Origin of the sequence: Leucobacter iarius (assembly GCF_039530105.1) — a bacterium.
In the GTDB taxonomy this organism is placed as follows: domain Bacteria; phylum Actinomycetota; class Actinomycetes; order Actinomycetales; family Microbacteriaceae; genus Leucobacter; species Leucobacter iarius.
The window spans coordinates 68,222-90,553 of the sequence record NZ_BAAAOB010000002.1 but is presented as its reverse complement, the minus strand read 5'-3'; the positions used below and the strand labels follow the sequence as shown (position 1 = coordinate 90,553).

The window sequence follows — 22,332 nt, the reverse complement described above, 5'->3', positions numbered from 1 at the left end:
CTATCTTTCCATACGCGGCAGGCCCGCTGCGCCGCGCATGACGTCGAGCAACGCGGCTTCGTCGGGCAGCGGGAGCGACGGCTCCCCCGCGACGAAGATCCGGGCCTGCACCAGCGCCTGCTCCACGAGCATGTCGAGGCCCGGGTGAGCGGTGCCGCCCGCGACCCGCCAGCGCTCCGCGAGCGGGGACGGCCAGGGGTCGTAGGCGACGTCGAAGAGCGGAGCCCGCTCCAACCCGGCGGGCAGCTCGATCCCGTGTCCGGCGGGCCCCGGCAGCGCCGAGATGACGAGCGTGGCGTCGGCCGCCTCGACGGCCGCGGTCCCGTCTTCGGTGCCGAGCACCGCTCCGGAGACGCGCACCGCTGCGCCCGAGCCCTCGCTCGTCCCGTCGAATCGCGCCGCGAGATCGGCGACCGCCACGGAGTTGCGCGCGAGGATCGTGATGCGCTCGGCGCCGAGGTGGCGGGCTGCGAGCAGAGCGGAGACCGCGGTGGCCCCCGATCCGAGCACGACCGTGCGCTGCGCCTCGAGGCCGGCACCGCGGATCGCCGCCGCGAGGCCCGGCACGTCGGTGTTGTACCCGGCCCAGCGCGGGGCCGCGTCGCCGGGTGCGACGATGCGGAACAGGGTGTTCACGACGCCGCTCTCGGTCGCGACGGGGTCGAGCACCGTCGCGATCCGATGCGCTTCCTCCTTCAGCGGCATGGTCACCGAGAAGCCGCGCCACTCGGGGCCCCGGCCCCGCAGGAACGCTTCGAGACCGTCCGCGCCGCAGCGCACGCGGGTGTAGCTCCAGTCCAGGCCGAGCGCGTCGTACGCGGCGCGGTGGATCCGCGGAGAACGGGAGTGCTCGATCGGGCTGCCGAGGACGGCCAGGCGCTGCGCAGTCGCCCGGAGCTCCGGCTCGTCGGCCGGGGCGTCGAGCGTCGTCGGATCAGTCACAGCGCTTGCCACCCGCGGCCCTGTGCGCCTCGCACCACTGCCCGAGCTTGGCCACCGCGGCCTCATGCTCCTCGTTGGTCTCCGAGAACACGGTCTCGCCGGTCTCGAGGTTGATCGGCACGAAGTAGAGCCACTTGCCCGGGGCCGGCTTCATCGCGGCCGCGATGGCGACGTCACCGGGGAGACCGATGGGCCCGATCGGCAGGCCGGGATTCGCGTAGGTGTTGTACTTGTTCGACGCATCGGCCCGCTCGGCCTCGGTGGTCCACACCGTGTGGGTGTTGCCGGTGCCGTACGCGACCGTCGCATCGGACTGCAGCTTCATGCCCTGATCGAGGCGGTTCTGGAACACGCGGGCGATCTTCGGGAAGTCCGCCTGGTTGGATCCCGCCTCGCGCTGCACGATGGAGGCGAGGGTGAGCACGCGCAGCTCATCGGCCTCGGGCACGCCGTGCTCGCGCAGCGCCTGCCCCATGCGCTCGACCATCTTCTTGATGATGGTCTCGGCGGTGTCGCCCGGCTCGAACGTGTAGGTGGCCGGGAACAGGAAGCCCTCGATCGAAGGAGCGGCCTTCGGGATCCCGTACTTGCTCGGGTCCTTGACCGCCGCGTCGAAATCGGCCTGCGGAATGCCGGTGACCTTCGAGATCCGAGCGAGCGCGTCCCTCGCGGCCATGCCCTCGGGGATCGTCACCGTCAGCTTGATCTGGTTCTTGGGGTCCTGCAGCGCGGCGAGAGCCGCCTTCGCGCTCATCTGCTTCTTCAGCTGGTAGGAACCGACCTGGAACTCGACGGCCGGATCCTGCTTGAGCAGCAGATCGTAGAACGCCTCCGACGTCTTCACGACGCCCTGCTTCGCCAGGGAGGCGGCGATGTCGCTGCCGATCTCGCCCTCGCGGATCGTGACCACCGCCGATCCGGTGCCGGAACCCTCGTAGTCGTTCTTCTCCCAGCCCATGGCCTTCGAGACCTGAGCACCGAAGCTCGACCAGAGCACCGCGACCCCTGCGCCGAGACCGCCGAGCAGGAGCACCGCGACGAGCAGGACGATGAGCACCCGCTTACCCGTGCTGCTCTCCTGCTTGGCGCGGCGTCCGCGCTTCTGGCGTGCGTTCATCGTTCGTCTCCTCGGTCTTCGGCGATCGGGTCGGCGTCCTGCGGGTCGAGCGCTTCGCCGGGGGGCGCGCTCTGCGCGCGCTCGGTGTCGAGCGCGTGCTGCAGGATGACGACGGCCGCGGCCTGGTCGATCACCCCGCGACTGTTCTTGGTGTTGCGTCCGGCCTGGTGCAGCTGGCTCTGGGCCGAGACGGTCGACAGGCGTTCGTCGACGAGGCGCACGGGCAGGCCGCGCTCGGCGAGCCGTCGGGCGAAGGCCTCGGCGTCGTCGGTCGACGGGGTGCGGTCGCCGCTCAGGCTCAGCGGCAGGCCGACCACGGCCTCGAACGCGCCGTGCTCGGCGAAGAGCACCGCGATCCGCTCCACGTCGTGCCCGCCCGAGGCGACACGCCGGACCGTCTCGACCGGCGTGGCGAGCATGCCGTGAGCATCGGAGCGGGCCACGCCGATCCTGGCGCGGCCCACGTCGATGCCGAGTCGTACGCCCGTGCGCACCCTACGCTCCGATGCTGCGCCGGATCTCGGCGAGCGCGTCGTCGATCTTGGAGACATCGGCGCCGCCGCCCTGCGCGAGGTCGGGCTTGCCGCCGCCCCCGCCGCCGAGCACCTGCGCACCGAGCTTCGCGAGGTCGCCCGCACGAACGCCCGCATCGCGAGCCCCCGCGGTCGTCGCCGCGATCACGACGGGCTTGCCGCCGGCATCGCCCGCGAGCACGACCACACCGGCCTCGTCGGCCAGACGGTCGCGCAGCTGCAGCACCAGGCCCCGCACGTCGTCGGCGGAGCCGACCGTGCCGAGCGAGCCGAGCACGGCCCGGACCGAGCCGAGCGTCTCGGCACCGGCGAGCAGCTCGGGGACGCGCTCCGCGAGCTTTGCAGCCTCCAGCTGGGCGATCTTCTTCTCGGCGGCCTTCAGCTGCGCGCCGAGATCCTGCACGCGCTGCACCAGCTCGCCGCGCGGCGTGCGCAGGCCCGCGGACAGCTCGTGCACGATCGCGCGCTCCGCGGCGAAGCTGCGGAAGGCTTCGAGGCCGACGAGCGACTCGATGCGGCGGTTCGTGGAACCGACCGAGCTCTCGGAGACGAGGTTGATCATGCCGACCTCGGCGGAGCTCGTCACGTGCGTGCCGGCGCAGAGCTCGCGCGACCAGGGACCGCCGATGTCGACGACGCGCACGCGGTCGCCGTACTTCTCGCCGAAGAGCGCCATGGCGCCCAGCGCCTTGGCCTCGTCGATCGGCATCTCGCGCGTGACCACCTCGTAGTCCGAGCGGATCGCCAGATTCGAGATCTCCTCGATCTCGCTCTTGGTCTCGGTGCTCAGCGCTTCGCCGTGGGTGAAGTCGAGGCGCAGGTAGCCGGCCTTGTTGTAGGAGCCCGCCTGGTGCGCGTTCGAGCCCAGCACCTGGCGCAGGGCCGCGTGCACGATGTGCGTGCCCGAGTGCGCCTGCGTCGCGCCGCGCCGGTAGTCGGCGTCGACGCGGGTCTCGGCCCGCGCGTCGACGGCGATGGTGCCGACCTCGACGCGGACGGTGTGCACGATCAGGCCGGGAACCGGCTTCTGCACGTCGAGCACCTCGGCCTCGAAGCCGTCGCCGACGATGAGGCCCTGATCCGCGTCCTGCCCGCCGGACTCGGCCCACAGGCTGGTCTCGGCGAGCACGACCTCGGCGACCTGGCCCTCGCTCGCGGCGGGAACCGGCTTGCCGTCGACCACGATGCCCAGCACGCGGCTCTCGTGCGTCAGCTCGTCGTAGCCGGTGAAGAGGGTCTCGCCCTGCCCGCGGAGCTCCTTGTAGATCGAGAGGTCGGCGCGCTGGCCCTTCTTGGCCTTCGCATCGGCCTTCGCGCGCTCGCGCTGCTCCTGCATGAGCGTCTTGAACACGCCCTCGTCGACGGTGACCCCGGCCTCCTCCGCGATCTCGAGCGTCAGCTCGATCGGGAAGCCCTTGGTGTCGTGCAGCAGGAACGCAGTGTCGCCGGTCACGGCCCGGGTGCCGCTCTTGGCGGCGTCGATCGCGCCATCGAGGATCTCGATGCCCGAGGCGAGGGTGCGGAGGAAGGTCTTCTCCTCGGTGTAGGCGGCGCGCGAGATGAAGTCGAAATCGCGCTCGACCGCCGGGTAGGAGCCCTTCATCGCGTCGCGGGACACCGGGAACAGCGCCTCGAACGTCGGACCGTCGACGCCCAGCAGGCGCATCGACAGGATCACGCGGCGGAGCAGGCGTCGCAGGATGTAGCCGCGGCCCTCGTTCGACGGCGTCACGCCGTCGGCGATGAGCATGAGGCCCGAGCGGACATGATCGGCGATGACGCGCAGACGCACGTCGTCGGTGTGGTCGGCGCCGTAGGTCTTGCCGGCGAGCTCGGCCGCGCGGTCGAGCACCGGCCGCACCTCGTCGATCTCGTACATGTTGTCGACGCCCTGCTTGAGGAACGCGACGCGCTCGAGACCGAGGCCGGTGTCGATGTTCTTCTTCGGCAGCTCGCCCAGGATCGTGAAATCGGTCTTCGACTTCACGTCGGCGACCTGGTACTGCATGAACACCAGGTTCCAGATCTCGACGTAGCGGTCGTCGTCGGTGGCGGGGCCGCCGTCGATGCCGTACTCGGGGCCGCGGTCGAAGAAGATCTCGGAACAGGGGCCGGCCGGCCCGGGCTGCCCCGTCGACCAGTAGTTGGTGTCCTTGCCGAGGCGCTGGATCCGCTCCTCGGGAAGGGTGGAGTGCTGCTTCCAGAGCGCGATCGCCTCGTCGTCGTCCTCGTAGACGGTCACCCAGAGATCGGCGGCATCGAAGCCGAGGCCGCCATCGGCCTCGCTCGTGGTGAGGAGCTCCCAGGCGAACTGGATCGCGCCCTCCTTGAAGTAGTCGCCGAACGAGAAGTTGCCGCACATCTGGAAGAAGGTGCCGTGGCGGGGCGTCTTGCCGACCTCTTCGATGTCGTTGGTGCGGATGCACTTCTGCACGCTGGTGGCGCGCGGGTACGGCGCGGGGACGAGGCCCGAGAGGTAGGGGACGAAGGGGACCATGCCGGCCACCGTGAACATGAGGCTCGGGTCGTCGCTCACGAGCGACGCCGAGGGCACCACCGTGTGGCCCTTCCGTTCGAAGAAGTCGAGCCAGCGGCGACGGATCTCAGCGGTCTGCATGGGGTTCTGGTTCCTTTTGGGGAGGTGCGTACGAGTGGGAGTCGGGGTGCGCTCAGTCGGCGGCGTGCTGCTTGGCCTCGAGGCGGCTCAGACGACGCTCGACCTCGTCGAGCGTCTCGTCGAGCTCGGCCTCGCCCTCGCGGTACCCGTTCGCGAGCGCATCGCTGAACTCGCGCGCGCCGCGGTTCACCCGCTCGAAGAAGCGGCGCCCCTCGGGCGTCTGGTTGACGAAGTGGGCGGCAACGAAACCGGCGGCGACTCCGACGATCAGCCAGGACAGTCTGCGCATGGGGATCCTCCAGATCTCTCGACCGTGCAAGTCTAGCGGGGGCGCCTTTGCGTGCCCTTCATATCCCGCGTCACGGCGCGTACGCGGTGCGACGGGCTCCGGAAACGCCGAACGGCCGCCGGATTGCTCCGACGGCCGTTCGTATCGCTGTGCGCGAAGCGCTTAGCGGGCTGCGTAGTACTCGACGACGAGCTGCACTTCACAGGTCACGGGGACCTCGGCGCGCTTCGGACGACGGACCAGGCGAGCCTGGAGCTTGTCGAGCTCGACCTCGAGGTAGCCCGGGACCGGGGGCAGGACCTCGGCGTGACCGCCGGCCGCTGCGACCTGGAAGGGCTCCATGCCCTCGGAGCGCTCCTTGACGTGGATGAGCTGACCCGGCTTCACGCGGAAGGAGGGACGGTCGACGATCTTGCCGTCGACGAGGATGTGGCGGTGCACGACCATCTGGCGAGCCTGCGAAGTGGTGCGGGCGAAGCCGGCGCGGAGCACGAGGGCGTCGAGACGCATCTCGAGGAGCTCGACCAGGTTCTCACCGGTCAGGCCGTCCTGGCGACGGGCTTCCTTGAAGGCGATGACGAGCTGCTTCTCGCGGATGCCGTACTGGGCCCGGAGACGCTGCTTCTCGCGCAGGCGGACGGCGAAGTCGCTGTCGCTCTTACGCTTGGTGCGACCGTGCTGGCCGGGGCCGTAGGGGCGCTTCTCGAGGTAGCGCGCAGCCTTCGGGGTCAGGGCGATCCCGAGCGAGCGGGACAGGCGGGTCTTGGAACGGGTACGCGACGTAGTCGACACGTGGATCCTTTCGAGTTTCTGCTGAGCCGTGCGCGGATGCGCGCGGCCGTGTTCTCTCGGCCATGCTGCGCCCGCATCAACTGGGTGATGCACGCGACGCAACGAACCGTTGTCGGTGAGGGAACGACCAGTGCAGAAACCCGGCTACAGGGCGCCTGCCACCAGGCTCTCGCACGCAGCCAGCTGCGAGAGCGGTGTTGGCCAGCGTTCAGCTTATCAGATCGAAGCGCCGCGTTGCCCCGGAGCCGGCTCCGGCGATTCCTCCCGCTGGTCCCGATGCCGGTCGAGCGCTTCGAAGGAGCGATCCAGTCCGCGGCGGAGGATCGGCCGCAGCGGACGTTCGACCCAGCGTTCGATCGCGGCAGCGAGCAGCAGGCAGGCGAGCACCGTCAGACCGAGCAGCGCGATCGGCGGGATCTCGGCGTGCAGTGTCTCGATGATCCAGCGCCCCCACTGCTCGTGGATCAGGTAGAGCGGATAGGTGAGCGCGCCGGCGTAGGTCATCCAGCGCCAGCCGCGATGTGCCAGCGGCGTCAGGGTGATGAGCGCGACGAGGGCGAAGATCCCGATGACGATGATCGCGGCCGTCAGCTCGTCGCCGGTGAACCCGGAGTACTTGGGCATGCGCTCGTAGATCTCCTGCGCGATGGTCTGCCGGACCGCGATCGCGATGTTGAAGCCCAGCAGCATCCATCGGAGCAGGCTGTGCCCGCGCGAGTGGATCAGGTAGAGCACCATGCCGCCGGCGAACAGCGGCGCGTAGCTCGGCGAAAGCAGCGTCGCGAGGAAGGCGTTCCCGCTCTCCTGCGCCACGAGCGCCAGGAACGGCCAGAGGAACGCCAACCCGATCATGCGCCGCTCCGTCAGGCCGAACGCGAGGACGATGCCGATCAGCACGTAGAACCGCAGTTCGACCCAGAGGGTCCAGTAGACCCCGTCGACGTGCGGCTCCCCCATCGTCTCCTGCAGCATCGTGAGGTTCGCGAAGAACTGGGGCAGGGAGACCGCGTCGTCGCCCCGCGGAGCGATCCACAGCAGCAGGATCGTGGTGAGGAGCACCGCCGCCCAGTACGCGGGCAGCAGACGGGCGGCTCGCGCCGAGACGAACTGCCCGATGGTGCGCCCCTCGGCCGAGAGCAGGATCACGAAGCCGCTGATCACGAAGAAGAGCTGCACCCCGAGCGCCCCGTACGCGCTGATCGGTGCCAGGTGCGGGAACTGCTCGGCGACCGGCACGCCCCACACCTCGGTCTTGCGGGAGGTGAAGTGGTAGACGAGCACGGCCATCGCCGCGCCGAACCGGGTGAGGTCGAGCAGCAGGAATCTCGGCCGCGAGGTCGCGAGCGAGCTGAACTGAGGGGCCGAAGCGGGACTGAACATGACCCGGACGAACGTACAGCGTCGGCCTCCGCGGAGCCTGGTTGCGAGGCGCGGGCGACTCCGGCTAGCCTCCGCGCGTGATGCGTCGGATCTTCTCGAGCCGCTCCGCGATCTCGCGCTCGCGCCCGTGCTGGGTCGGCTGGTAGTAGGTCGTCCCCTCGAGCTCGTCGGGCAGGTACTGCTGGCGGACGACGCCGCGCGGATCGCTGTGGGGGTAGAGATAGCCCTTGCCGTGGCCGAGTCGCTTGGCACCGGGGTAGTGCGCATCGCGCAGCGGTTTGGGCACGAGACCGAATCGACCGGCCTTGACGTCGGCGATGGCGGAATCGATCGCGCTGATGACCGCGTTGGACTTGGGGGCCGTGGCGATGTAAATGGTCGCTTCGGCGAGCGGGATCCGTGCTTCGGGAAGTCCGATCAACTGCGTCGCCTCAGCCGCGGCTACGGCGATCGGCAGCGCCTGGGGGTCCGCCATGCCGACGTCCTCGGCGGCGTGGACCATGAGCCGCCGTGCGATGAACCGCGGGTCCTCACCGGCCTCGATCATGCGGGCCAGGTAGTGGATCGCGGCGTCGGGATCCGAGCCGCGCAGCGACTTGATGAAGGCGCTGATCACGTCGTAGTGCTGGTCGCCGTTGCGGTCGTAGCGGAGCAGCGCCCGGTCGACGGAGACCGCCACGATCTCGCCCGTGATGAGCGCGGGCCCGGGCGGCTCCTCGGCGGCGCGCCGTTCGGGCGCCTCGTCCGACCCGCCGGCCGCGTCGTCCTCTTCTTCGTCTTCGTCTTCGTCGATCGCGTCGAACTCGAACTCGCCGTCGACGTCGTCGCCCACCGCGCTGCCCGCCGAGGTGGAGAGCGCCGAACCGGCGGCCGCCTCGAGCGCCGTGAGCGCGCGTCGGGCGTCGCCCGAGGAGAGCTGTACGAGCGCCTCGAGTGCTTCGTCCGTCAGTTCGACCGCGCCGTTCAGGCCGCGGGGATCCGCGACCGCGCGCTGGATGAGCACCGTGAGGTCCTGATCGGTGAGCGGTTCGAGGGTGAGCAGGAGCGAGCGCGACAGCAGGGGGCTGATGACCGAGAACGACGGGTTCTCGGTGGTGGCGGCGACGAGGGTGACCCACCCGTTCTCGACGCCCGGCAGCAGCGCGTCCTGCTGGGCCTTGGTGAAGCGGTGGATCTCGTCGAGGAAGAGCACGGTCGCGACGTCGTAGAGATCGCGGTCGTTGAGCGCGCGCTCCATCACCGTGCGCACGTCCTTGATGCCGGCGGTGACCGCGGAGAGCTCGACGAAGCGCCGTCCGCTGGACTGGGCGATGGCCTGCGCGAGCGTGGTCTTGCCCGTGCCGGGAGGACCCCAGAGGATCACCGACACCGGACCGGCGGCCCCGCCGCCCGCAGAGGCGAGCACGCGCAGCGGGGATCCCGGACGCAGCAGGTGCGCCTGGCCCACGACCTCGTCGAGGGACTGCGGGCGCATGCGCACGGCGAGCGGCGCGGTGGCGGCGGGAAGCGTAGGAACGGTCACGCGGCAATGGTATCCGTGACCACCGACAACGAATCGGGAACTCGGGTCCTCCCCCGCCAGAGCGCTATGGCATAGTGGGAGAGGTCATGGCCGCGACCTTCGCGGACCCCCGAAACGACAGGTGAGCAGCACGGTGAGCGATTCGACGAACGAGACGACCTGGGGACGAGTCGACGAGACCCTCACGGTGTACGTACGCGAGGCAGACGGCGAGCGTGCCGTCGGACAGTACCCCGACGGCACCGCCGAAGAGGCGCTCGCCTACTTCGAGCGCAAGTACGCCGATCTGGCCGGCCAGATCTCGCTGCTCGAGCAGCGCATCGCGCGCGGCACGGCGGCGGCCGATGTGGCCGACACCGTCGCACGCCTGCGCGAGCAGCTCGTCGAGCCCGCCGCGGTCGGCGATCTCGCCGCGCTGCGCGAGCGCATCGCCAAGCTCGACGGCAAGGCCCACGAGCTGACCGAGAAGCAGCAGGCCGAGCGCGAGGCCGCCAAGCAGGAGGCCGTCGCGAAGCGCGAGGCGATCGTGGTCGAGGCCGAGCGCCTCGCCGCGCAGCCCGAGTCTTCGGTCCGCTGGAAGGAGACCGGACAGGCCTTCGAGCAGCTCTTCACCGACTGGCAGGCGGCTCAGCGCGGCGGCCCGCAGGTGCCCAAGTCGCAGGCCGATGCGCTGTGGAAGCGCTTCCGCGCGGCACGGCAGCAGTTCGACACGGCCCGCCGTGCGCACTTCGCCCAGCTCGACGCGACCAACAAGGACGTCAAGCAGCGCAAGGAGCGCATCATCGCAGCGGCCGAGGCGCTCGCGCCCAAGGGCATCGACGGCATCTCCGCCTACCGGTCGCTCCTCGACGAGTGGAAGGCCGCCGGTCGCGCGAGCCGCAAGCTCGACGATCAGCTCTGGGCCCGTTTCAAGGCCGCCGGCGACGTGCTGTACGCGGCGAAGGCCGCGGAGGTCGCCCAGACCAACGAGGAGTACTCGGCGAACCTCGTCGCGAAGGAGGAGCTGCTCGGCGAGGCCGAGGCGCTGCTCCAGGTGACCGACCGCGTCGCCGCCCGCAAGCGTCTCACCGAGTTCCAGATCCGCTGGGACGAAATCGGCCGGGTCCCCCGCGAATCCGTCCGCGCCGTCGAGAGCCGCCTCCGTGCCATCGAGGATCACGTGAAGCAGCTCGAGGATGAGCACTGGCGCAAGAGCAATCCCGAGACCAAGGCCCGCAGCGAGGGCCTGCGAGGCCAGCTCGAGGCGTCGATCTCCGAGCTCGAGGCCGAGATCGCCGCCGCGGAGTCCGCGGGCGACGCCAAGGCGAAGTCCGCCGCAGAGGAGAAGCTGTCGACCCAGCGCTCCTGGCTCGCCGCGCTCGGCGACTGAGTCCCGGCCGGGTGACCGGCAGTTCTCCACAGCACCGATCCCGGGGGTTCCGCACCCCCGGGATCGCTTGCATCATGGGGGCATGTCCGCTTCCCCGCCCCGCATCGACCGCTGGCCCGTCGCCGTCCGTTCCGCCGCCCGACTCCGCGGGGTGCTGACCGGCTGCGGACTGGGCCTGCGCGGGATCGGATGGCCGGAGTCCCCCGCCGTGCGCCTGGTCGCGCTGGCCGCATGGATCGGCCCCGAGCTCGCGGCCTGCGGCACCACCGCAGCCTGGGTGTGGGGCGCACGGCGCGATCCGGGCCACCCGCTGCACGCGGCGGTGCTGGGCGGGCGACGCGCGCGCAGCACCGAGCCGAGCGCGCTCCGCGTGCACGAGTACCGCCTGGCTCCCACCGACCTCGTCGAGTTCGACGGCCTCAGGGTCACGTCCCGCGTCCGCACCGCCGAGGAACTCCTCTTCCACGAACGGGAGTTCGGGCCCGCGGAGCGCGCGAGCTGCCGGTTGCTCGTGCTCGGCACCGCGGGCGGAGCCGACGCGCTGCGCGCACGCGTCGAGGGATCCCGGCGCCCGCATCGGGCCCGAGCCCGCACCCGCCTGCGCGAGTGCGGGCTCTCGGAGGATCAGCCGCCGCTCACCCGATAGGCGTCGTAGACGCCCTCGATCCGACGCACGGCGTTGAGCACGTGCTCCAGGTGGGTGGTATTCGCCATCTCGAAGACGAAGCGGCTCAGCGCCAGCCGCGAGCTCGAGGTCTGCACCGAGGCCGACAGGATGTTGACGTGATGCTCGGAGAGCGCACGGGTCACGTCCGAGAGCAGGCCGGAACGGTCGAGCGCCTCCACCTGGATCTGCACCAGGAACACGCTCTTCGCGGTCGGCGCCCACTCGACGTCGACGAGGCGCTCCTCCTGGTGGGCGAGCGCGAGGAAGTTGCGGCAGTCGGTGCGGTGCACCGAGATGCCCTGACCCTTGGTGATGAACCCGCGGATCTCGTCGCCGGGCACCGGCGTGCAGCACTTCGCGAGCTTCACGAGCACGTCGGACGCGCCCTTGACCACGACTCCGCTGTTCGCATCGGGCTTCCCCGCGCGCCGCGCGCCGAGGCCCGGCCGCGCGGTCTCGACGGCTTCGACGGTGGCCTCGTCGGCCGTGACCAGTGCGGTGACCTTCTCGATCACCGACTGGGCCGAGACGTGCCCCTCGCCGACCGCCGCGAAGAGCCCCGTGACGTCGACGTACCGCAGCTGCAGGGCGACCTGCTGGATCGCCTCGGAGTTCATGATCTGGTGCAGGGGCAGGTTCTGCTTGCGCAGCGCCTTGGTGATGTCTTCCTTGCCCTGCTCGACCGCCTCGTCGCGGCGCTCCTTGGTGAACCACTGGCGGATCTTGTTCTGCGCCCGCTTGCTCTTGACGAAGTTCAGCCAGCTCTGGTTCGGTCCGGCGTCGGGATCCTTCGAGGTGAAGACCTCGACGACGTCGCCGTTGTGGAGTTCGGTCTCGAGCGGGACGAGGCGGCCGTTGACCCGGGCGCCCATGGTGCGGTGCCCCACCTCGGTGTGCACAGCGTAGGCGAAGTCGACGGTGGTGCCGCCGTCAGGAAGCCCGATGACGCGCCCCTTGGGCGTGAAGACGTAGACCTCCTTGGCGCCGATCTCGTAACGGAGGGCGTCGAGGAACTCGCTCGGATCCTCGGTCTCGGCCTGCCAGTCGGAGATGTGCGCCAGCCAGGCCATGTCGGCGGAGCTCTGACCCTGCGCCTGGCCGCCCTGCTGCTTGTACTTCCAGTGCGCGGCGACGCCGTACTCGGCGCGCTGGTGCATCTCGAAGGTACGGATCTGGATCTCGACGGCGCGGCCGTCCGGACCGATGACGGTGGTGTGCAGCGACTGGTAGAGATTGAACTTCGGCGTCGCGATGTAGTCCTTGAACCGGCCGGGGATCGGCGTCCAACGCGCGTGCACCGCGCCGAGCACCGCGTAGCAGTCGCGGATCGAGCTCACGAGCACGCGGATCCCGACGAGGTCGTAGATGTCGTCGAAGTCACGCCCGCGCACGATCATCTTCTGGTAGATCGAGTAGAGCTCCTTGGGCCGGCCGGTGACCTCGCCCCGGATCTTGGAGTCCCGCAGATCGGATTCGATCGAGCTGATGACGACCCCGACCAGCTCCTCCCGCTTGGGGTTGCGCTGGGTGACGAGGTTCTGGATCTCGGCGTAGAGCTTCGGCTTGAGCACCGCGAACGAGAGGTCCTCGAGCTCCGTCTTGATCGATTGGATGCCGAGGCGATGCGCGAGCGGCGCATAGATCTCGAGCGTCTCCTGCGCTTTGCGCTTCGCGGAGTCGCCAGGCACGAAGCCCCAGGTCCGGGCGTTGTGCAGGCGGTCGGCGAGCTTGATGACGAGCACGCGGATGTCCTTCGACATCGCGACGACCATCTTGCGGACGGTCTCGGCCTGAGCGGAGTCGCCGTACTTGACCTTGTCGAGCTTCGTCACGCCGTCGACGAGCATGGCGATCTCTTCGCCGAAGTCGTCGGTGAGCTGCTCGAGCGTGTAGTCGGTGTCCTCCACCGTGTCGTGCAGCAGCGCCGCCGCGATCACGACGGGCGCGACCCCCAGGTCGGCGAGGATCTGCGCGACCGCGATGGGGTGGGTGATGTAGGGCTCGCCGCTGCGCCGCTTCTGGCCGCGGTGCGCCCGCTCGGCGACGGTGTATGCGCGCTCGATGACCGACAGGTCGGCCTTGGGCGCGTTCCCCCGGACGGTGCGGACCAGCTGGTCGACCGCTCCGGGGGAACTCGCGCGCGAGAAGATGCGCGGCACGAGCCGCCGCAGGGAACTGGCAGAAACGGTTCCCGGATCACTAGCCGCCATGCGAACCCTCCCGTCGCTGAGATGGTTGAACGCTACACCACGCTGGGCTCGGGCTCCGAATCGGCCTGAAGCTGCTCCGCCTTCTGATCGTGCTTCTTGATCGCGGCCTCGCCCCGACGCAGCAGCGCGTACGTCGGCGCAGCGATGAAGATCGTCGAGTAGGCGCCCACGAGGATACCGATGAACAGCGCGAGCGCGATGTCGCGGAGGGTTCCGGCACCCAGCACGAACGCGCCGATGAACAGGATCGAGGCGACCGGCAGCAGCGCCACGACGGACGTGTTGATCGAGCGCACGAGCGTCTGGTTCACGGCGAGGTTGACCGCCTGGCCGAAGGTGCGACGCTCGGTGAGCTCGCCCGGAGCGGTGTTCTCACGGATCTTGTCGAACACCACGACGGTGTCGTAGAGCGAGTAGCCGAGGATCGTCAGGAAGCCGATCATGGCGGCCGGGGTGATCTCGAAACCGGTGAGGCCGTAGACGCCCGCGGTGATGATGAGGTCGTGGAACAGCGCGATGAGCGCCGCGAGCGACATCTTCCACGTGCGGAAGTAGATCGCCATGACCAGAGCCGCGAAGAGGATGAACACCCCGAGCGCGATGACCGCCTGGCGGGTGATGTCCTGCCCCCAGAGCGCACCGATATAGGACGAGGTCACCTCGGACTCGTCGACCTGGTAGACGTCGGCGAGCGCCTTGCGGATCTCCTGCGCCTCGGCGTCCTTGAGCTGCTCGGTCTGCACGCGGATGTCGGTCTGCCCGACGAGCGAGACGCGGGGCGCGGAGCCCGGCAGCACCTCGTCGACTGCCTTCGTCGCGAGCGCCTGATCGCGCTTCTGCCCCTCGGCGATGTGCACCTGGAACTGGCTGCCGCCGGTGAACTCGATGCCGAAGGTGAAGCCGCCGCGCAGCAGCGGTCCCGCGATCGAGATCAAGATCATGATCGCGGCGACCAGGAACCAGGTCTTCCACCGGCCGATGAAGTTGATCGACTTCTCACCGGTGTAGAGGGCGTTGCCGAATTCGGAGAATGAGCGAGCCATGGTCAGCTCTCCTTACCGGTGGTGTCGGCGACGCTCACGGCGTCGTGGGTGCCCGCGGATTCCGCGGCCTTGCGTTCGGCGATGGTCTGTCGGCGCTCGGCTTCCTTCCGGCTGCCGGCGTTCTTCTTCGCCTTGCCGTGGGTCGCGACGACGGGCTCGCGGAACTGCACTCGTCCGCGGTACACCGCGCCGAGGCGGCGCGGGTCGAGGCCGGAGAACGAGTGCCCCTCGTTGAAGAAGCGCATGCGGCTGACGAACGCCATCATCGGGTGCGTGAAGAGCGCGACGACGAGGATGTCGACGAGCGTCGTGAGGCCCAGCGTGAAGGCGAAGCCGCGCACGTTGCCGATCGCGAGGATGAACAGGATCGCAGCGGCGAGGAAGTTGATGCCGTCGGAGGCCAGGATCGTGCGGAGCGCCTGCTTCCAGCCGCGCTCGACCGACTGCTCGAGGCTGAGCCCGTCGCGCAGCGCGTCGCGGATGCGCTCGAAGTAGACGATGAACGAGTCGGCCGTGATACCGATGGCCACGATGATGCCCGCGACGCCGGCGAGCGACAATCGATACCCCTGGCGCCACGACAGCACCGCGAGCAGCAGGTAGGTCAGCAGCGCCGCGATGGCCAGCGAGGCGACCGTCAGCGTACTGAGCGCCCGGTACTGGAACAGCGAGTAGACGACGACCAGGATCAGGCCGATGAGGCCGGCGAGCAGGCCGGCCTGGAGCTGGTTGGTGCCGAGCGTCGCCGAGATGTCTTCCTGGCTCTGCACGGTGAAGCTGATGGGCAGCGCGCCGAACTTCAGCTGGTCGGCGAGCGCCTTCGCGGATTCCTGCGTGAACCCGCCGGTGATCGACGGCTTGCCGTTGAGGATCTGACCATTCATGGTCGGTGCCGACAGCACGCTGCCGTCGAGCACGAACGCGAACTGGTTGAACGGCGGCTGCGCGCCGTAGAGGCGGGTGCTGATGTCGCCGAAGGTCTTGGTGCCCTTCTTGTCGAAGGTCATCTGCACGGCCCAGCCGCCGGTGGTCGCGCCGGTCTGCGTGGTCTCGGGCTGCGCGACGGCGTCGGAGATGACCTCGCCGCCCATCTCGACGGGGCCGAGGATGTACTTCGCGGTGCCGGTGTTGTCGCAGGTGATCAGCGGGCGGTCGGCGGGTGCCGATGCGGCCGCGGTCGCGGAGTCCTTGGTGCACTCGAACGCCGCGAACTGCGCCTGCAGCCCGGCGGTCAGCCACTCCTTGTCGCCCGCGCCCTTGGGCAGGGTCTTGGGGTACAGCTCGCCCTTGGCCTCGGCGTCCTGCGCGGCCTGCTTCTGCGCGGCCAACGCCTTCTCGGCCTCGGCCTTCTGAGCCGGATCGGTGGGCATCTGGATCTTGCCGGCGGCCTCCGCGAGCACGGGGCGGAAGTCCAGCTTCGCAGACGCCTCGATGCGCTGCAGCGTGGCCTCGTCGGCCTTGCCCGGGATCGAGACCGAAATGTTCTGGTTGCCCTGCGTGGTGATCTCGGCCTCGGAGACGCCCGAGGCATCGACGCGCTGGCGGATGATGGAGACCGCCTGCTGCAGCTGCTCCCCCGTCACGGTCTGCCCGCTCGTCTGCTTCGGCGCGAGCAGCACCTGGGTGCCGCCCTGCAGATCGAGCGCGAGCTTCGGCATCCAGGTCGCTTCGCCCCTGGCCACCCCGAAGGCGAGGAGGCCGGCGAGCCCGACGATGATGACGACGAGGAACGTGAGGGAACGGCGGGCTTTGCGCACCGCGGGGGGAGAAGCCACGGAAGGACTACTTTCTTTGACGGGAAGACGGGCGGCTCCCCGGCAAGGCCGGGGAGCCGGAGCTGATTGCGGCGGTTACGCCTTGTCGCCCGACGGCTTGACGTCGCCGTCGGCGCCCGGGGCGGCCTCGTCAGCGGCGGCCTCCGCGGCCGGCGCCTCGGGGGCGTCGCTCTGGGCCGAGGCCTGCGCGGCCGCGTCCTCGGCGACGCGCTCGCCGAACTCGGGATCGTCGTCCGGGGCGATGTCGGCTGCGGGCTCGGCCACCGTCTCGGCCGGGCTGATGATCTGGCCGACCGCGTTGCGGTGCACGACGAGCGAGGAGGTGCCGCTGTGCACGGTCACGCGGTTCTCTTCTGCGTCGACCGACTCGATGGTGCCGTAGATGCCCGACTGGAGCATCACCTCGGCGCCCGGACGCAGACCGTCCTGCAGCTCCTGCATCGCCTTCTGCCGCTTCTTGCCGTTGCGGAACATGAAGATGACGAGCACTGCGATGAGTGCGAACATGACGATCGTAATCGGGTCCACAACTGGCCTTTCAGAGCGGGAACACAGGGGTGCGCCGAATGCGCACATATGGAACGACTATAGGGCATCCGGCATGGGAATACCTGTGGCTTCCCATGCACGCCGGGTCGCCATGCGCCCGCGCGGAGTACGGGTCAGCAGACCGGACCGCACGAGGAACGGTTCGACCACGGACTCGATGGTCTCGGCCTCTTCGCCGACCGACACCGCGAGCGTCGACAGGCCGACGGGCCCTCCGCCGAAGCGCTCGACCACCGCGTACAGCACTTCGCGGTCGAGCCGATCGAGACCCTGCTCGTCGACGTCGTAGAGGTGGAGCGCCGCGTGCACGCTCTCGGTGTCCCCCGGAGTGCCGTGGACGAGGCAGTAGTCGCGCACGCGCCGCAGCAGTCGGTTGGCAATTCGGGGGGTCCCGCGGGAGCGTCGCGAGATCTCGCCGATGCCGTCGGGGGCGATCTCGAAGTCGAGCAGCCGGGCGGCGCGACGCACGACATCCGCGAGCTCGTCGTCGGCGTAGAACTCGAGATGCGCGGTGAAACCGAAGCGATCGCGTAGCGGGTTCGGCAGGAGCCCGGCGCGGGTCGTCGCCCCGACCAGGGTGAACGGAGCGAGCTCGAGCGGGATCGACGTCGCACCGGCACCCTTGCCGACCATGATGTCGATGCGGAAGTCCTCCATCGCGAGGTAGAGCATCTCTTCGGCGCTGCGGGCCATGCGGTGGATCTCGTCGATGAAGAGCACCTCGCCGGGGGTGAGCGCCGAGAGCACCGCTGCGAGGTCGCCCGCGTGCTGGATGGCCGGCCCCGAGGTCTGGTGCAGCGGCTTCTCGAGCTCGGCCGCGACGATCATCGACAGCGTGGTCTTGCCGAGGCCCGGAGGGCCGGCGAGCAGGATGTGATCGGGCGAGCGCTGCTGGATCGTAGCCGCGTCGAGCAGCAGCCGGAGCTGCTTGCGCACCTTGGCCTGACCGACGAACTCGTCGAGCGAACCCGGCCGGAGCGCGCCCTCGAAGCTCAGCTCGGTCGGAGTCGCCTGCGCCGACAGCTCCCCCGTCATCGCGCCGCGCTCCCGGTCCGTGCGCGGGGCGCCTGCAGCAGCGCCAGTGCCGCCCGCAGCAGGCCGGCCTGGTCGGCGGGCGCGCCGGCGGCGCGAGCGTCGTCGACGGCCCTCTCGGCATCGGATTCGCCCCAGCCGAGTCCCATCAGGCCGGCGCGCACCGCGTCGGCCGCGAGCTGATCCGAGTCCACCGCGACCGGTGCCTCGGTCGGGGCGGCGAAGGCCTCGGGCCGCAGCTTGCCCGCGAGGGACACCGCGATGAGCTTCGCCGTCTTGGGGCCGATACCCGAGACCCGCTTGAACGGCTTCTCGTCCTCCGCGAACACGGCGGCGGCGATCTCGCTCGGAGTGAGCTCGGAGAGCACGCCGAGCGCGCTGCGCGGCCCGACGCCCGAGACGGCGAGCAGCTGCCCGAAGACCTCGAGCTCATCTGCCGTCGCGAAGCCGAACAGGGTCAGCGAGTCCTCGCGCACCACCAGTGAGGTGTGGAGCGAGAGCTGGTCACCGGGTACGTTCGCGCCCGCCCGACCGGAGGGCACCTCGACCCGCAGGCCGAGACCACCGACGCCGACAACCACCCAACCCGCACCCGCGGAGAGCACGGGGCCCTGAATCGAAGCAATCACGCAGTCACCCTACGGCGCGGCACCGACATCGCGTCGGGGCCACGCCGCAGCAGGCGAACATATCTTCGAATCAGGCGCCGACGGGCTCCGCGATGCGCTGGTCGGCGCGCACCGAACGGTTGACCGAGGAGATGATCGCCTTGAGCGTCGCGCGGCTGGTGTCGGGGTCGATGCCGACCCCCCACAGCCGCTGCCCGTCGACCTCGAGGTCGACGTAGGCGGCGGCGACCGCGTCGCCGCCGGAGCTCATCGCGTGCTCCACGTAGTCGAACAGCGTGATCTCGTGCCCGTGCTCGCCGAGCGCCCGGATGAACGCGTCGACCGGACCGTTGCCGCGCGCGGTCGTCTGCTGCTGCTCGTCGTCGACGCGCAGGTCGACGGTCAGCTCGGTCACCCCGTCGCCCGCGCTCGCGGTCGCCGTGCGGGTGATCTCGTACCGACCCCAGCGGTCCGCGGCGGGATCCTGCGCGGGCAGGTACTCGTCCTGGAAGATCTTCCAGATGGAGTCGCTCGACACCTCGCCGCCCTCGGTGTCGGTGAGGCCCTGCACGACCGCGCTGAACTCGATCTGCAGTCGACGCGGCAGGTCCAGCGAGTGGTCGGTCTTCAGCAGGTACGCGACGCCGCCCTTGCCCGACTGCGAGTTCACGCGGATCACCGCTTCATAGGAGCGGCCCAGGTCCTTCGGATCGACCGGCAGGTAGGGCACCGCCCACTCGATGTCGTCGACGGAGACTCCGGCGGCCTCGGCGTCGGCGGCCATGCGCTCGAAGCCCTTCTTGATGGCGTCCTGGTGGGATCCCGAGAACGCCGTGTAGACGAGGTCGCCCGCCCAGGGGCTGCGCTCGGGCACGCGCAGCTGGTTGCAGTACTCGGCGGTGCGGCGCACCTCGTCGAGGCGCGAGAAGTCGATCTGCGGGTCGATCCCCTGCGTGAACAGGTTGATACCCAGCGCCACCAGGTCGACGTTGCCGGTGCGCTCGCCGTTGCCGAACAGGCAGCCCTCGATGCGGTCGGCGCCGGCCATGTAGCCGAGCTCGGCGGCCGCGACCGCGGTGCCCCGGTCGTTGTGCGGGTGCAGCGACAGGATGACGTTCTCGCGGTGGTTCAGGTGGCGGCTCATCCACTCGATCGAGTCGGCGTAGACGTTCGGGGTCGCCATCTCGACGGTGGCCGGCAGGTTGATGATCACCTTGCGGTCGGGGGTCGGCTCGAACACCTCGAGCACGTCGTTGCAGACCTCGACCGCGTACTCGAGCTCCGTGCCGGTGTAGGACTCGGGCGAGTACTCGTAGTAGATGTCGGTGCCCTCGCAGATGTGCTCGCTCGCGCGGCACAGCTTCGCCCCGTCGACGGCGATCTGCTTGATGCCCGCGCGGTCGGAGCGGAACACGACGTCGCGCTGCAGGATGCTCGTGGAGTTGTAGAGGTGCACGATCGCCTGCTTCGCGCCGATCAGCGACTCGTAGGTCCGGGTGATCAGGTGCTCGCGCGCCTGGGTCAGCACCTGGATGGTGACGTCCTCGGGGATCGCGTCCTCTTCGATGAGCTGGCGCACGAAGTCGAAGTCGGTCTGGCTCGCCGAGGGGAATCCGACCTCGATCTCCTTGTAGCCCATCTTGACCAGCAGATCGAACATGATCCGCTTGCGCTCGGGGCTCATCGGGTCGATGAGCGCCTGGTTGCCGTCGCGCAGATCGACCGCGCACCAGCGGGGAGCCTCGGTGATCCGCTTGCTCGGCCACGTGCGATCGGGCAGATCGACCGCGATGATCTCGTGGAACGGACGGTACCGGTGGATCGGCATGGTCGTCGGCTGCTGCTGGTTCTTCATGATCTCGTCTTCATCTCTCGCTTGCGAAGTTTTTCAGCCAACACGAAACGCCGCGACGAGGGAGGCCTGAGAACTAGGACTCGTCGCGGCAGCTAAGAAGAAGCGAGCGGAACCGCATACCGTCACTATACACGGCTCGCCCACCCCTCCCGGCCAGCCGTAGGCTGGCCCCATGCCCCGGATCGCCCGCACGCTCATCCGCACCCTCGCGGCGGCCGCACTCTGCGGATTCGCCCTCGTCGCGGCTCCGTTCTCGGTCGCCGCGCCGGCGCAGGCCTCGGTCGACGACTTCTCGTACGAGAGCTGGGACGCCAAGTACGTGCTCGACCTCGATGCGGAGGGCCGCGCGGTCGCGCGCGTCACCGAGACCCTGACCCCGGTGTTCCCGGACTTCGACCAGAACCGCGGCCTCGTGCGCGCGCTGCCGCTCGACTACGAGGACTCCCCCGTGCCGCCGACCGATATCTCGGTGACCGACGGCGCCGGCCGGCCGGTGCCGTTCAGCACCGAGGACTCGGACCGGTTCCGCGGCATCCTGGTCGGCGACGACTCCTACGTACATGGGCGGCAGACCTACGTCATCTCGTATTCCCTCCGCGACGTGGTCCTCGCGGCGACGAAGACGAAGGCCGACGAGTTCTACTGGGACGTGCTGCCCATCGAGCGGAAGCAGCGCGTCGATGCGTTCTCCCTCGAGGTGGAGTTCGCTCCGGCCCTCGCGAAGCACCTCACGGGGAGCGCGGCCTGCTACACCGGGCCCTCCGGTTCGAAGGACCGCTGCGGCGTCGAGGCCGCGGGCCGGTCCGAGACCTCCGCGATCGCGTCCGCCCACCTCTCCGAGGTCCCATCGGGCTCGGGGGTGACCGTCGCCATCGGCATGGACCCGGGGACGGTCGTGCAGCCTCCGAACCGCGTCCCGAACTTCTGGTTGGACCGCCTCCCCGCGATCCTCGCGCTCGGCGCGCTCGGCTGCGGGATCGCGGGCGCGATCCTCGTCGGCGGGCTCGTGCGACGGCGTCGCTTCTTCCGGGGAACGATCGTGGCGCAGTACGACGTTCCTCCCCATCTCCCTCCCCTGCTCGCGGCGAACCTCATCGGCGGCGCGAAGTCGGTACTGCCCGCCGAGTTCGTGCACCTCGCGGTGCGCGGTGCCACCCGCATCGAGGACAGCCCGCAGGCCGAGAGCTTCTGGTCGGGCAAGCAGCCTCCGGTGCTCCGCCTGCTCGACCCCGCCGCGGCCACCGACCCGCTCGACCAGCGCACTCTGGCGGAACTCTTCGCGGGGCTCGCTCCGGGCCAGGCGTTCCAACTGCCGACGAAGGACTCCCGCTTCGCGCAGCGGATGCAGAAGCTCGTGAGCGGCGTCCCCGCCGAAGCGAGATCGCGCGGCTACACGACCACGGAGGCGAGCCGCGGCGCGCGGATCCTCGGGTTCATCGCACTGGGGCTCGTGCTGGCGACCGCGCCGCTCTTCGTCCTCGGGATCGGACGCCCCGAGAGTCTCACCTTCGGTGTCGGGCTCCTGCTCGCGGTGTCCTTCGTGCTGGCGATCGTCGCGCTCGCGAAGCACCGGGTGCTCACGCCCGCGGGTGCCGAGGCCCGGGAGTACCTGCTGGGCGTCAAACTGTTCACGAGCGTGGCCGAGGCCGACCGGATCCGCACGCTGCAGAGCTACACCGGTGCCGAGCGGCTCGAGGGCGCCGGGGTCGATGTCGTGCAGCTCTACGAGCGGCTGCTCCCCTACGCGATGCTGTTCGGCCTCGAGAAGGAGTGGGGCCGCGTGCTCGAGGTCCGCTACCAGGAGGCGGGTGTGGCCGTTCCGATCTGGTATCCGGGACTCGCGGCGCACGGTCTCGCCGGACTCGATCGCAGCCTGAGCGACATGTCGAGCAGTTTCAGCTCCTCGGCCAGCTACACCTCGAGCTCGTCGGGCGGATCGTCGGGCGGCGGGTTCTCGGGCGGAGGCGGCGGAGGCGGGTTCTCCGGCGGGCGCTGACCCGGTCCGGGTTGGACCGGTGCGCGGGGCGGGGCG

Annotated in this window: 18 protein-coding genes; 3 read left to right on the top strand and 15 right to left on the bottom strand. The window is 69.8% G+C overall.

The genetic code is table 11. The features are described 5' to 3' along the window. The 8 genes from ABD169_RS09625 to ABD169_RS09590 form a co-directional block, all read right to left on the bottom strand. Complete coding sequence (locus tag ABD169_RS09625; protein WP_344031813.1) at positions 1–942, bottom strand: shikimate dehydrogenase family protein; 942 nt, start codon at positions 940–942, stop codon at positions 1–3. After that, positions 935–2,059 (bottom strand): endolytic transglycosylase MltG, encoded by a 1,125-nt coding sequence (gene mltG / locus ABD169_RS09620; protein ID WP_046455937.1) that lies wholly within the window; start codon positions 2,057–2,059, stop codon positions 935–937. The genes ABD169_RS09625 and mltG overlap by 8 nt, the downstream gene beginning before the upstream one ends. After that, positions 2,056–2,553 carry a Holliday junction resolvase RuvX gene (gene ruvX / locus ABD169_RS09615; RefSeq protein WP_046455938.1) on the bottom strand — a complete coding sequence of 166 codons (498 nt, stop codon included), beginning with the start codon at positions 2,551–2,553 and terminating at the stop codon, positions 2,056–2,058. The genes mltG and ruvX overlap by 4 nt, the downstream gene beginning before the upstream one ends. A 1-nt stretch (position 2,554) precedes the next feature. After that, complete coding sequence (gene alaS, locus ABD169_RS09610) at positions 2,555–5,209, bottom strand: alanine--tRNA ligase (RefSeq protein WP_046455939.1); 2,655 nt, start codon at positions 5,207–5,209, stop codon at positions 2,555–2,557. A gap of 52 nt (positions 5,210–5,261) precedes the next feature. Continuing rightward, a complete protein-coding gene (locus ABD169_RS09605; protein WP_046455940.1) occupies positions 5,262–5,498 on the bottom strand; it encodes a YtxH domain-containing protein in 237 nt (78 codons plus the stop codon). Positions 5,499–5,660: 162 nt separating this feature from the next. Then, positions 5,661–6,290 (bottom strand): 30S ribosomal protein S4, encoded by a 630-nt coding sequence (rpsD, locus tag ABD169_RS09600; protein WP_046455941.1) that lies wholly within the window; start codon positions 6,288–6,290, stop codon positions 5,661–5,663. Positions 6,291–6,506: 216 nt separating this feature from the next. Beyond that, positions 6,507–7,670: an acyltransferase family protein gene (locus tag ABD169_RS09595; protein ID WP_344031809.1), complete on the bottom strand. Its 1,164-nt coding sequence runs from the start codon at positions 7,668–7,670 to the stop codon at positions 6,507–6,509. Between the two features lie 64 nt (positions 7,671–7,734). Further along, entirely contained in the window at positions 7,735–9,144 is a 1,410-nt protein-coding gene (locus ABD169_RS09590; protein WP_344032377.1) for a replication-associated recombination protein A, read from the bottom strand. 181 nt (positions 9,145–9,325) lie between these two features. On the opposite strand from ABD169_RS09590, the gene ABD169_RS09585 reads away from it, so the two are divergent. Both ABD169_RS09585 and ABD169_RS09580 read left to right on the top strand, forming a co-directional pair. Continuing rightward, the gene (locus ABD169_RS09585; protein ID WP_344031807.1) at positions 9,326–10,561 is read left to right on the top strand and encodes a DUF349 domain-containing protein; all 1,236 of its coding nucleotides are present in this window, start codon (positions 9,326–9,328) and stop codon (positions 10,559–10,561) included. An 82-nt stretch (positions 10,562–10,643) separates the two neighbouring features. Then, entirely contained in the window at positions 10,644–11,207 is a 564-nt protein-coding gene (locus ABD169_RS09580) for a hypothetical protein (protein WP_344031805.1), read from the top strand. Here the strand turns inward: ABD169_RS09580 and ABD169_RS09575 are convergent. The 7 genes from ABD169_RS09575 to leuA form a co-directional block, all read right to left on the bottom strand. Continuing rightward, on the bottom strand, positions 11,186–13,438 hold the full coding sequence (locus ABD169_RS09575; protein WP_046455943.1) for a RelA/SpoT family protein: 2,253 nt from the start codon (positions 13,436–13,438) through the stop codon (positions 11,186–11,188). The genes ABD169_RS09580 and ABD169_RS09575 overlap by 22 nt on opposite strands. Positions 13,439–13,470: 32 nt before the next feature. Beyond that, a complete protein-coding gene (gene secF, locus ABD169_RS09570; RefSeq protein ID WP_344031803.1) occupies positions 13,471–14,481 on the bottom strand; it encodes a protein translocase subunit SecF in 1,011 nt (336 codons plus the stop codon). Positions 14,482–14,483: 2 nt separating this feature from the next. Beyond that, positions 14,484–16,256: a protein translocase subunit SecD gene (gene secD / locus ABD169_RS09565; protein ID WP_344031801.1), complete on the bottom strand. Its 1,773-nt coding sequence runs from the start codon at positions 16,254–16,256 to the stop codon at positions 14,484–14,486. A gap of 75 nt (positions 16,257–16,331) precedes the next feature. Then, on the bottom strand, positions 16,332–16,763 hold the full coding sequence (gene yajC / locus ABD169_RS09560; RefSeq protein ID WP_344031799.1) for a preprotein translocase subunit YajC: 432 nt from the start codon (positions 16,761–16,763) through the stop codon (positions 16,332–16,334). Between the two features lie 78 nt (positions 16,764–16,841). Beyond that, positions 16,842–17,840, bottom strand: coding sequence for a Holliday junction branch migration DNA helicase RuvB (gene ruvB / locus ABD169_RS09555; protein ID WP_046455947.1), 999 nt, complete (start codon positions 17,838–17,840; stop codon positions 16,842–16,844). Continuing rightward, entirely contained in the window at positions 17,837–18,466 is a 630-nt protein-coding gene (gene ruvA / locus ABD169_RS09550) for a Holliday junction branch migration protein RuvA (protein WP_344031797.1), read from the bottom strand. Before ruvA ends, ruvB begins: the two co-directional genes overlap by 4 nt. Positions 18,467–18,536: 70 nt before the next feature. Continuing rightward, positions 18,537–20,300 (bottom strand): 2-isopropylmalate synthase, encoded by a 1,764-nt coding sequence (gene leuA, locus ABD169_RS09545; RefSeq protein WP_344031795.1) that lies wholly within the window; start codon positions 20,298–20,300, stop codon positions 18,537–18,539. A gap of 172 nt (positions 20,301–20,472) precedes the next feature. Here leuA and ABD169_RS09540 point away from each other — a divergent pair, with 172 nt between their 5' ends. Next, entirely contained in the window at positions 20,473–22,296 is a 1,824-nt protein-coding gene (locus ABD169_RS09540) for a DUF2207 domain-containing protein (protein ID WP_344031793.1), read from the top strand. Positions 22,297–22,332: the final 36 nt, after the last annotated feature.